General features: G+C 41.2%; 3 protein-coding genes. All 3 read left to right on the top strand.

The genetic code is table 11. From position 1 onward, the window contains the following. Nucleotides 1–294 precede the first annotated feature (294 nt). The 3 genes from ACTDJC_RS00075 to ACTDJC_RS00085 all read left to right on the top strand — a co-directional run bounded on the left by ACTDJC_RS00075 (nt 295) and on the right by ACTDJC_RS00085 (nt 13,170). Nucleotides 295–4,449 carry a S8 family serine peptidase gene (locus tag ACTDJC_RS00075; protein ID WP_440602349.1) on the top strand — a complete coding sequence of 1,385 codons (4,155 nt, stop codon included), beginning with the start codon at nt 295–297 and terminating at the stop codon, nt 4,447–4,449. Nucleotides 4,450–4,665: 216 nt separating this feature from the next. After that, nucleotides 4,666–8,814, top strand: coding sequence for a S8 family serine peptidase (locus ACTDJC_RS00080; RefSeq protein ID WP_440602350.1), 4,149 nt, complete (start codon nt 4,666–4,668; stop codon nt 8,812–8,814). A 216-nt stretch (nt 8,815–9,030) separates the two neighbouring features. Then, nucleotides 9,031–13,170: a S8 family serine peptidase gene (locus ACTDJC_RS00085; protein ID WP_440602351.1), complete on the top strand. Its 4,140-nt coding sequence runs from the start codon at nt 9,031–9,033 to the stop codon at nt 13,168–13,170. Nucleotides 13,171–13,309: the final 139 nt, after the last annotated feature.

Below are 13,309 nucleotides of genomic sequence, written 5' to 3' on the forward strand. Positions count from 1 at the left end.
TGACTAAATAAAGACCCAAGTGAGGATTATTCTCTTGGGTCTTTTCTTGTTTGTCGCGTTGTGCCATTACAAAAAGGACATACTACTTCTACTTTTTCATTTTCTTTTCAATCATAAAGTAGTTCTTTTGTACTATACGGTATAGAACTAATACCTATAAAAAATATTCCTTTTTGATAATTTTCAGAAAAGTTTAAATTTATTAAGATAAGGAAGTAGAATCGTAGTCTAATAGCTTCGGAAATTTATGTTATACAATGACTACAAATAAAAACAAATGATGGGGGAACTTGTATGAAGAGAGGGAAATTTGGGAGGGTTCTTACAGGAACGTTAGTTGCTGGTATGCTATTGTCACAAGGTATTCCGTATAACGTATTGGCAGAAAGCGCGGTTGAACTGAAGCCAGTTGATAATGCGGAACAGGTGTTGACGAATCTGTCTCCAGAACAAAGACAAGCGTTGGAACAGTTAGATACAAATTCTAATTTTACGATTTCACCTGATATTGATTCGAATAGTCCTGAATTAGTCAACGTTATCGTAGAATTCAATCAGGCTCCAGCGAAAATTGAAGTGATGAAACAAGCGGCGAAAGGTAAGAAAATAGCTTCTACTACTGCGCAAGCAAAAGTGGATGAAGAACATAAAGTGTTTAAGCAACATGTCGAATCCTTGAAATCGAAAAAGGATGCTGGCACGTACGATACGCAAAAAATGAAGGTTACACGTGAATACAAGAACGCGATCAACGGTGTAGCGATGACTTTACCTGGCGTGGCGGTGCAGGATTTAATTCAATCCGGAGTAGTAAAACGTGTCTTTAAAGATTACGAGGTAAAAGTAGAACCTCCGGTAGAAACGAAAGAAACAAAGGAAACAATTCAGCCAAAAATGGCGGACAGCATTCCGCAAATTGGCGTGGACAAGCTCCATGCAGAAAACATTACAGGTAAAGGGATTAAGGTTGGTGTTCTTGATACAGGTATTGACTATAATCATCCTGATTTAAAAGGCGCTTATAAAGGCGGATATGATTTTATAGATAACGATGCAGATCCGATGGAAACAACATACGAGGATTGGATAAAAGCTGGTAAACCGGAATATCCTGGCTTAGTGTACTACACAGAGCATGGTACGCATGTAGCGGGGACGATTGCAGCCCAAAAGAAAAACAATGCGGATTATGCGGTGAAAGGTGTAGCACCTGATGTAGATTTATATGCTTACAGAGTATTAGGCCCTTGGGGCGGAGGAAATACAGCGGGAATCCTTGCTGGAATAGATAAAGCAATTACAGATGGTATGGACGTTATCAATATGTCGCTAGGTGCACAGAAGAACGATCCGTTATATGCTACTTCGGTTGCGACAAATAACGCCATGCTTTCAGGTGTGGTAACAGTTGTTGCCGCAGGTAACGCTGGACCGAACGAAAAAACACTCGGTTCTCCGGGATCGGCAGCTCTTGGCATTTCAGTAGGGGCAAGCGATGTTTCTATGTCCATCCCTACATTCAGCGCAAGTGCAGCGAGCGAAAAGTTTGAAAATATGCAGTTATTAGGTAAAGATTTCCCTGATAAGTTAGAAGATTTCCAAGGACAATCCTTACCAATTGTATTTGCGGGACTTGGTAAACCAGCTGATTTTACAGGGAAAGATTTAAACGGAAAAATTGCGTTAATTCAGCGCGGAGAAATTACGTTTGATGAAAAAATCAAAAACGCTAAAAAGGCCGGAGCAAAAGCTGTTATTGTGTATAACAATGTCGACGGACAAATACCTGCCTACTTAGGTGAGGGAGTAGGGCTTATTCCATCTTTCCGCCTGTCAAAAGCGGATGGTGAACGGTTAAAGGGACTAGGCGAAGCATCTTTCAAATTTGAAACGCTGAGCAATACAAAAACGGAAGGCGATCACTTAGCTGATTTTAGCTCACGTGGGCCGGTAAACGGAAACTATGATATTAAGCCAGATGTAGTCGCTCCTGGGGTGTCAATTTTCTCTACCGCACCGGAATACATCAATGATCCGCAGGACGGCGTGAATTACAGCAATGCGTATATACGCCTATCAGGAACATCCATGGCGACTCCTCACGTGACAGGTACAGCAGCGTTGATTTTGCAGGAGCACCCGGAATATACACCATTTGATGTAAAAGCAGCTCTTATGAATACATCTGATGATTTGAACGGGAAGTATTCTGTATACGAAGTAGGTGCGGGGCGCATTGACGCATATCAAGCTGTTCATACAGACACATCCATCAAAGTATTAGATAAAACAAAAAATGTAGAGAACGGAAATGTTGTTGAAATTGACGAACAAACGGGTTCTATCGTGTTCGGCAGACATGTTAAGCAAGATGATAAACCAATTGAAGCGAGCAAAAAAGTAGCTATTCAAAACCACAGCAAGGAAGAAAAATCCTTTAACGTGGAAGTGGAGTATCACGGCGAGCGTAAAGGTATTCAAGATGCGGTGAAGAACGGTGTACAAGTTGAGGTACCTGCATCCATTACAGTGGCAAGCGGACAAGCGCAGGAGCTGGAGCCAAAAATTACGATCCCTTCTAGCGCAGCGAAAGGTAGATATGAAGGATATATCCATGTGACGAATGCGAACAATCCGGCCGAAACGTATCAAATTCCATTCGCTGTCATGGTAACGGAAAAGGGATTTGAATATGTAAAAACGACTTCACCATCCGTAACAAATAATACACCTTTCTGGCTATATTTAGCCCCCCCTGTGGTTCACGGAATAATGAAGCTGAATAGCCCAATGAAAACAATCGATGTGCTTGTTAAGGATAGTAAAACAGGGAAAGCTGTAGGTTTTGTAGGAACAGCGAACACTAGTAAATTACTGACAGACGTAGAAACTTTTCTTATGGGAGCATTCAACGGTACTGTCTATCCATTTACAAATGATCCTTCCAAGCCGATTGGTGATGTTCCTGTAAAGCTTCCAGCAGGCGATTATATACTGGAAATGATTGCGCACGATGAGGAAGGGAAATCATATGTTGCAGATAATCCGCTTATCGTGGACAATACAGCACCGGAAGTGAACATGGATAAAAAACCGGGTGTAATTGAGGTTAATGACTCCATGTTTACAGTAGAGGATGGACAAAAAGCGGTATGGCTGCATGGAACAGCTAAAGATTCCACAGTGGATCTATTGAAATCAAAAGGTTTAAACTATGATCAGTCTTCCAACAGCATGGCTTACTCTGTAAACCCTACGTTCATAGATGATGGGTATTTTCCGATCCAAGCGAATGGAGATGTAAAATTCGGAATTGAGGAAAGTGATATTGCAACAAAACCGTTACAATTGAAGTTGACTACGTTTGATATTGCAACGGCATTTGATACACAAAAATATGTCTTCGTAAAAGAAGGTACGGAATATACGACTTCTAGTTACGATAAGAAAGATGTGAAAGTTGGGGATAATGTTACAATGACACTCAGTCTCAATAATGTGAAGCAGCTTGTATCCGGGGAATTCCAAGTAGAGTTCACGAAAGATTTGTTTAAGTTTGAGAATGTGAAACTGAACAATGCGGCAAACGAGTACGCGAAGGAAAGAGGCTTAGAAGTATCAGTGCAAGAACCTGTGATAACAGAAGGAACTTACAAGAATACGGTGAAAGCCGGCGCTTCTATGACAGGAAATGGATTCAGCGGTATGGACGGAGATATGCCTTTCCTTGATGTAACGTTCAAATTAGTAAGTGATGCATATTTCGATGTTGCTACTCTATTTAATGTAAAGCAGGCGTCTTATATGAAAGCAGGACAAACAGCAGCTACTGCCATTCCTTATTTCAGCACGGAAAGTTTTAACATCATCCCAACGCATACAAGAGTGCAGGGTTCCATCTTACCGGAAGCATTTTGGAGTGAGGGAAGTGGCTTGAGAAAAGCGGATTATACAAAAATCGGTGCTCAAGTATATGCGATGTCCCCAAAAGGTAAAAAATATCAGGGAACAATTGATAATAAAGGAAACTACACTATTCTTGGTATCCCAGCTTCTAATGAAGCATACACAGTTGTTGTCGATGTTCCGGGACATCTCAAAGCGATGAAGAAATTCATTCCTGGATATTCTGTAAACGGTGAGATGCGCGGGCAACATATTAGATTAGGGGTTAAAAACCTTGCAGGGGACGTGAATGGTGATAGATTGATTGATATTCGCGATATGCAAAGTGTAGTTGAGGCATACGGCAAGAAGGATGCATCCATCTTGCCGCAAGACATCAATCAAGACGGTGTTGTAGACGAGACAGATGTCCGCTTCATTGAGAAAAACTTTTTGCAAAAAGAAGTCGGCGTTCCAGAAGCGGTTAAGCCAAAAGAAACAATCGGCAAAAAAGGTCTGGCAGACTTCCTACGTCAAATCGGTTTAGAGCCAAAATCAAAGTAATAAAGTAAAACTTTCATAAGTGGGGGATTTTCTTCATCCCTCACTTATGATTTCTTACTTAATCTAATGATAGATTTTATCCACCATATTTTTACACGAAGTGAGATCAATAGCTTTAAAGGTTACTTCTTTTGTTTGATTTTCAGAATGGCATCTTAGTTTACTAGTTTCACGGATTGTTTGTAAAACAATTATATGAGGAAAAGGAGATGCGCTATGAAGAGAAGAAAAAAAGGGAAGCTTCTTATAGGAACGTTAGCTGTAGGCATGTTATTGTCACAAGGTATTCCGTATAACGTATTGGCAGAAAGTCCGGTTAACTTGAATGCAGTTGATAATGCGGAACAGGTGTTGACGAATTTGTCTGCAGAACAAAGACAAGCGTTGGAACAGTTAGATGTAAAGCCTAATTTTACGATTTCTCCTGACATTGATTCGAATAGCCCTGAGTTAGTCAACGTTATCGTAGAATTCAATCAGGCTCCAGCAAAAATTGAAGAGATGAAACAAGCGGCGAAAGGAAAGAAAATATCTTCTTCTGCTGCGAGCGCAAAAGTAGATGAAGAACATAAAGTGTTCAAGCAACACGTTGAATCCTTGAAATCGCAGAAAAAAGCCGGCACGTACGATACGCAAAAAATGAAGATCACACGCGAATACAAGAATGCGATTAACGGTGTAGCCATGACTTTACCTGGCGTTGCAGTGGAGGATTTGATTCAATCCGGAGTAGTAAAACGTGTTTTTAAAGATTACGAGGTAAAAGTGGAACCTCCGGTAGAAACAAAAGAAACAATCGATCCGAAAATGGCGGACAGCATCCCGCAAATTGGCGTGGACAAGCTTCATGCAGAAAACATTAAAGGTAAAGGGATCAAAGTCGGCGTTCTTGATACAGGTGTTGACTATAATCATCCTGATTTAAAAGATGCTTATAAAGGCGGATATGATTTCGTAGATAACGATGCAGATCCAATGGAAACAACATACGAGGATTGGATACATGCTGGTAAGCCGGAATCTCCAGGCTATGTATATTACACAAATCATGGTACACATGTAGCAGGAACGATTGCAGCACAAAAGAAAAACAATGTCGATTACGCTGTTACAGGTGTGGCACCTGACGTAGATTTATATGCCTACAGAGTACTAGGACCATGGGGCGGAGGAAATACAGCAGGAATCCTTGCTGGAATAGATAAAGCGATTGCAGATGGTATGGACGTTATCAATATGTCGCTAGGTGCGCAGACTAACGATCCGTTATATGCCACTTCTGTTGCGACAAATAATGCCATGCTTTCAGGTGTGGTGACAGTTGTTGCCGCAGGTAACGCTGGGCCAAATGAAAAAACGCTCGGTTCTCCGGGAGCAGCAGCTCTTGGCATTTCAGTAGGGGCAAGCGATGTTTCTATGTCCATTCCTACATTCAGTGCAAGTGCAGCGAACGAAAAGTTTGAAAACATGCAGTTATTAGCTAAAGATTTTTCTGATAAGTTAGAAGATTTTCAAGGGCAATCCTTACCAATTGTATTTGCGGGACTTGGTAAACCAGCTGATTTTACAGGGAAAGATTTAAACGGAAAAATTGCATTGATTCAGCGCGGAGAAATTACGTTTGATGAAAAAATCAAAAATGCAAAAAATGCTGGAGCAAAAGCTGTTATTGTGTATAACAATGTCGACGGACAAATACCTGCCTATTTAGGTGAGAGTGTAGGTTCCATTCCATCTTTCCGTCTGTCAAAAGCGGATGGTGAACGGTTAAAGGGGCTAGGTGAAGTATCTTTCAAATTCGAAACGCTGAGCAATACAAAAACAGAAGGTGATCACTTAGCTGATTTCAGCTCACGTGGACCGGTAAATGGAAATTATGATATTAAACCGGATGTAGTCGCTCCTGGTGTGTCGATTTTCTCTACTGCACCGGAATACATCAATGATCCGCAGGATGGCATTAATTACAGTAATGCGTATGTACGCTTGTCTGGTACTTCTATGGCGACTCCTCACGTGACAGGTACAGCGGCATTGATCCTGCAGCAGCATCCAGAATACACACCTTTCGATGTAAAAGCGGCTCTTATGAATACATCTGATGATTTGAAAGGGAAGTATTCCGTATACGAAGTGGGTTCAGGACGCATCGATGCGTATCAAGCTGTTCATACGGACACATCCATCAAAGTATGGGACAAAACAAAAAATATCGAGAATGGAAATGTTGTCGAAATTGCCGAACAAACAGGCTCTATTATGTTCGGCAGACATGTTAAGCAAGATGATAAACCAATTGAGGCGAGCACAAAAGTGACTGTTCAAAACAACGGCAAAGAAGAAAAATCCTTTAAAGTAGAAGTGGAGTATCACGGCGAGCGTACAGGTATTCAAGATGCAGTGAAGAACGGTGTAAAAGTTGAGGTGCCTGAATCTCTTACAGTGGCAAGCGGACAATCACAGGAGCTGCAGCCGAAAATTACCATTCCTGCTAGCGCAGCGAAAGGCAGATACGAAGGATATATTCATGTAACGAATGCGAACAATCCAGCCGAAACGTATCAAATTCCATTCGCTGTCATGGTGACGGAAAAAGGGTTTGAATATATAAAAACGACGAAACCATCTGTAACAAATACGACACCCTTCTGGTATTATTTAGAACCTGTGGTTCACGGAATCATGAAGTTGAATAGTCCGATGCAAACAATCGATGTGCTTGTTAAGGACAGTAAAACAGGGAAAGCTGTAGGTTTTATCGGAACAGCGAACACTAGTAAATTACTGACAGACGTAGAAACTTTTCTTATAGGAGCATTCAGCGGTACTGTCTATCCATTTACAAATGATCCTTCCAAGCCGATTGGCGATCTTCCTGTGAAGCTTCCAACAGGCGATTATATATTGGAAATGATTGCGCACGATGAGGAAGGGAAATCATATGTTGCAGATAACCCGCTTATTGTGGACAATACAGCACCGGAAGTAAACATGGACAAAAAACCGGGTGTAATCGAGATTAATGACTCTATGTTTACGGAAGAGGATGGACAAAAAGCAGTATGGCTGCATGGAACAGCTAAAGATTCCACAGTAGATCTATTGAAATCGAAAGGTTTAAACTATGATCAATCGTCTAACCAAATGGGTTACTCTGCAAACTCTCCGTTCATAGATGGATTCTTCCCGATCCAAGCGAATGGAGATGTAAAATTCGGAATTGAGGCAAGTGATATTGCAAAAGGACCTTTAAATTTGACTTTGACTACGTTTGATATGGCAACAGCAATGGGTAAACAACTCTATGTCTTCGTAAAAGAAGGTACGGAATATACGACTTCTAGTTACGATAAGAAAGATGTGAAAGTTGACGATACAGTTACGATGACACTGAGCTTGAATAATGTAAAACAGCTTGTATCCGGGGAATTCCAGGTCGAATTCATGAACGATCTGTTCAAGTTTGAGAACGTGAAACTAAACAATGCGGTGAATCAGTATGCAAAGGAAAAAGGCTTGGAGGTATCGCTGCAAGAACCTGTCGTGAAGGAAGGAACTTACAATAATACGGTGAAAGTTGGCGCATCTATGAAAGGGAATGCATTCAGCGGTATGGACGGAGATATGCCTTTCCTTGATGTCACGTTCAAAGTAGTAAGTGATGCGTATTTCGATAATGTTATTAGATTTGATGTAAAACAGGGATCTTATATGAAAGCGGGACAAACAGCAGCTACTGCCATTCCTTTTTACAATATAGAAAACTTTAATCTTATTCCAACGCATTCGAGAGTGCAGGGTTCTATCGGACCGGAAGCATTTTTGATTGGGAATGAGGGCTCTCAGTATTTGAGAAAAGCAGATTATACAAAAATCGGTGCCCAAGTATATGCGATGTCTCCAAAAGGTAAAAAATATCAGGGAACAATTGATAATAAAGGAGCTTACACCATTCATGGTATCCCAGCTTCTAATGAAGCATACACAGTTGTTATTGATGTTCCGGGACATCTCAAAGCGATGAAGAAATTCATTCCTGGATATTCTGTAAATGGTGAGATGCGCGGGCAACATATTAGATTAGGTGTTAAAAATCTTGCAGGGGACGTGAATGGTGACAGATTGATTGATATTCGCGATCTGCAAAGTGTAGTTGAGGCATACGGCAAGAAGGATGCATCTATCGTGCCGCAAGACATTAATCAAGACGGTGTTGTAGACGAGACAGATGTCCGCTTCATTGAGAAAAACTTCTTGCAAAAAGAAGTCGGCGTTCCAGAAGTAGTTAAGCCAAAAGAAACAATCGGTAAAAAAGGTCTGGCAGACTTCCTGCGTCAGATTGGTCTAGAGCCGAAATCAAAGTAATAAAGTGAAACTTCTATTAGTGGAGGATTTTCTTCATCCTCCACTAATGATTTCTCACTTCATCTAATGATAGATTTTATTCACTATATTTTTACACAAAGTGAGGCCAACATCTTTAAAGGTTACTTCTTTTGTTTGATTTTCAGAATGGCATCTTAGTTTACTAGCTTCACGGATTGTTTGTAAAACAATTATATGAGGAAAAGGGGATGCGCTATGAAGAGAAGAAAAAAAGGGAAGCTTCTTATAGGAACGTTAGCTGTAGGCGTGCTATTGTCACAAGGTATTCCGTATAACGTATTGGCAGAAAGCCCGGTTAAATTGAATCCAGTTGATAATGTAGAGCAAGTCTTGACGAACATGTCGGCGGATCAAAGAAAGGCTTTAGAGCAATTAGATGTAAATCCTAACTTTACGATTTCACCTGACATTGATGCTAATAGTCCTGAATTAGTCAAAGTTATCGTGGAATTCAATCAGGCTCCGGCTAAAATTGAAGTGATGAAACAAGCAGCAAAAGGAAAGAAAATAGCTGCTTCTACTGCGCAAGCAAAAGTGGATGAAGAACATAAAGTGTTCAAACAACATGTCGAATCCTTGAAATCGAAGAAGGATGCCGGCACGTACGATACGAAAAAAGTGAAGATCACACACGAATATAAAAATGCGATCAACGGCGTAGCCATGACGTTACCTGGTGTTGCAGTGCAGGAATTGCTGCAATCTGGAGTAGTAAAACGTGTTTTTAAAGATTACGAGATAAAAGTGGAACCTCCGGTAGAAACGCAAAAAGAAATCCAGCCAAAAATGGCGGATAGCATTCCGCAAATTGGCGTGGACAAGCTTCATGCGGAAAATATTACGGGTAAAGGGGTTAAAGTCGGCGTTATTGATACAGGTGTTGACTATAATCATCCTGATTTAAAAGGTGCTTATAAAGGCGGATATGATTTTGTAGATAACGATACAGATCCGATGGAGACGACATATGAGGATTGGATAAAAGCTGGTAAGCCAACAACTCCTGGCTATACCTATTATACAAACCATGGTACACATGTGGCGGGAACGATTGCAGCGCAAAAGAAAAACAATGTCGATTACGCTGTTACAGGTGTGGCACCTGAGGTAGATTTATATGCTTACAGAGTATTGGGACCATGGGGAGCAGGATATACAGAAGGAGTCCTTGCTGGAATAGATAAAGCGATTGAAGATGGCATGGACGTTATCAATATGTCGCTTGGTGCGCAGACTAACGATCCGTTATATGCCACTTCTGTTGCGACAAATAATGCCATGCTTTCAGGTGTAGTAACAGTTGTTGCCGCAGGTAACGCTGGACCGAACGAAAAAACACTCGGTTCTCCGGGAGCAGCAGCTCTTGGCATTTCAGTAGGGGCAAGTGATGTTTCTATGTCCATTCCTACATTCAGCGCAAGTGCAGCGAGCGAAAAGTTTGAAAACATGCAGTTATTAGGTAAAGATTTCCCTGATAAGTTAGAAGATTTCCAAGGACAATCCTTACCAATCGTATTTGCGGGACTTGGTAAACCAGCTGATTTTACCGGGAAAGACCTCAATGGAAAAATTGCGTTAATTCAGCGCGGAGAAATTGCGTTTGATGAAAAAATCAAAAACGCCAAAAAAGCCGGGGCAAAAGCGGTCATCGTGTATAACAATGTCGACGGACAAATACCAGCCTACTTAGGTGAGGGAGTAGGATATATTCCATCTTTCCGCCTATCAAAAGCGGATGGCGAACGGTTAAAGGCGTTAGGTGAAGTATCTTTCAAATTCGAAACGCTGAGCAATACAAAAACAGAAGGTGATCACTTAGCTGATTTCAGCTCACGTGGACCGGTAAATGGAAATTATGATATTAAACCGGATGTAGTCGCTCCTGGTGTGTCGATTTTCTCTACTGCACCGGAATACATCAATGATCCGCAGGATGGCATTAATTACAGTAATGCGTATGTACGATTGTCTGGTACATCCATGGCGACTCCTCACGTGACTGGTACAGCAGCATTAATTTTGCAGCAGAATCCAGAATATACACCATTTGATGTAAAAGCGGCTCTCATGAATACATCTGATGATTTGAATGGGGACTATTCCGTATACGAAGCAGGTGCTGGGCGTATTGATGCATATCAAGCTGTTCATACAGACACATCCATCAAGGTATTAGATAAAACACAAAATGTAGAGAACGGAAATGTTGTCGATATTGATGAACAAACGGGGTCCATTGTGTTCGGCAGATATTATAAGCAAGGTGATAAACCAATTGAAGCGAGCAAAAAAATGGCTGTTCAAAACCACAGTAAGGAAGAAAAGTCATTTAAAGTGGAAGTGGAGTATCACGGCGAGCGTACAGGCATTCAAGATGCAGGGAAGAACGGCGTAAAAGTTGACGTGCCTTCATCTCTTACAGTAGCAAGCGGACAATCACAGGAGCTACAGCCGAAAATCACGGTTCCTTCCAGCGCAGCGGCAGGCAGATATGAAGGATATATTCATGTGACGAATGTGAGCAATCCGACCGAAACGTATCAAATTCCATTCGCTGTCATGGTGACGGAAAAGGGATTTGCCTATATGAAAACGAGCACACCAGCGGTGACAAATAATACGCCTTTCTGGCAATACATGAATCCACTCGTCTTTGGAATCATGAAGTTGAACAGCCCAATGAAAACAATCGATATGGTTGTCAAGGACAGCAAATCGGGGAAAGCCGTAGGATTGACCGGAACGATAGACGCCAGCAACATGATGACAGATAGAGATTATGCTGGAATATTATTCAGTAGCTATGTCTATCCATTTACGAATGATCCTTCTAAGCCAATCGGAGATGTTCCTGTGAAACTTCCAGAAGGAGACTATACAATTGAAATGATCGGGCATGATGAGGAAGGAAAATCATATGTGGTAGGCAATACGATGATCGTAGATAATACAGCACCGGAAGTAAACATGGATAAAAAACCGGGGGTAATCGAGATTAATGACTCCATGTTTACAGTAGAGGATGGACAAAAAGCGGTATGGCTGCATGGAACAGCTAAAGATTCCACAGTAGATGTATTAAAATCGAAAGGCTTAAACTATGATCAATCTTCCAACGCAATGGCTTACTATGCAGATGATTCTGGATTTATAAGTGGATTCTTTCCGATACAAGCAAACGGAGATGTAAAATTCGGTATTGAGGAAAGCGACATTGCAACAAAACCTTTAAATTTGAAGTTGGCTACGTTTGATATGGCAACGGCAATTGGTAGACAAAACTATATCTTCATGAAAGAAGGTACAGAGTATACGACTTCCAGTTACGATAAGAAAGACGTAAAAGTCGGTGATACTGTTACGATGACACTCAGCTTGAATAATGTGAAGCAGCTTGTATCTGGAGAATTCCAGGTAGAGTTCATGAAAGATTTGTTCAAGTTTGAAAATGCGAAACTGAACAATGCGGCAAATCAGTATGCAAAGGAAAAGGGCTTGGAGGTATCGCTGCAAGAGCCTGTGGTGACGGATGGCGATTACTATAGTACGGTAAAAGTTGGCGCATCTATGACAGGGAATGCATTCAGCGGTATGGACGGAGATCTGCCTTTCCTTGATGTCACGTTCAAAGTCGTACACGATGAATGGTATTTTGGCGATATCTTTATGAAAGTAAAACAGGCATCTTATATGAAAGCGGGACAAACAGCAGCTACTGCCGTTCCTTTTTATAACACGCAAAATGTGAATATCATTTCGAAGCATTCAAGTGTGACAGGCTATATTGGACCGGAAGCATTTTTGACAGCAGGCGGTTATTTGAAACCAGGAGATTATACAAAAATCGGTGCCCAAGTATATGCGCTGTCTCCGAGCGGTAAAAAATATAAGGGAACCATTGATAAAAGAGGAGAATACCGTATCGACGGCATCCCAGCTTCTGGTGAAGTATTCACAGTTGTCGCTGAGGTTCCGGGACACCTCAAATCAATGAAGAAGTTTATTCCAGGATATTCTGTAAACGGTGAACAGCGTGGGCAAAGTTTTAGACTTGCTTCTCTAAAAGGTCTTGCTGGAGACGTAAATGGTGACAGATTGATTGATATTCGCGATATGCAAAGTGTAGTCGATGTATACGGTAAGAAGGATGCATCCATCGTGCCGCAAGACATCAATCAAGATGGTGTCGTAGACGAGACAGATGTCCGGTTCGTTGAGAAAAACTTCTTACAAAAAGAAGTCGGTGTTCCAGAAGCGGTTAAGCCAAAAGAAACAATCGGCAAGAAAGATCTGAAATACTTCCTGAGCCTTATCGGTCTAGAGCCGAAGAAATAAATATAAAAGAAGGTGTCTCAAGAGTGACTGTTGATAAAAGAGGAGAAATTTCATCTTCTGCAAATATCGATAGTCGCTCTTGAATAACACTGAAGATTCTTTATTAAGAACTTGAAGAGAACAAGCTATTTGATTTGGT

It is taken from the genome of Bacillus sp. GB_SG_008 (assembly GCF_052038115.1).
GTDB lineage: Bacteria > Bacillota > Bacilli > Bacillales > Bacillaceae_G > Bacillus_A > Bacillus_A rhizoplanae.

What these genes read in the sequence shown, in the direction of transcription:
- ACTDJC_RS00085 (WP_440602351.1), top strand. Translation starts at nt 9,031, where the DNA reads ATGAAGAGAAGAAAAAAAGGGAAGCTTCTTATAGGAACGTTAGCTGTA.
- ACTDJC_RS00075 (WP_440602349.1), top strand. Translation starts at nt 295, where the DNA reads ATGAAGAGAGGGAAATTTGGGAGGGTTCTTACAGGAACGTTAGTTGCT.
- ACTDJC_RS00080 (WP_440602350.1), top strand. Translation starts at nt 4,666, where the DNA reads ATGAAGAGAAGAAAAAAAGGGAAGCTTCTTATAGGAACGTTAGCTGTA.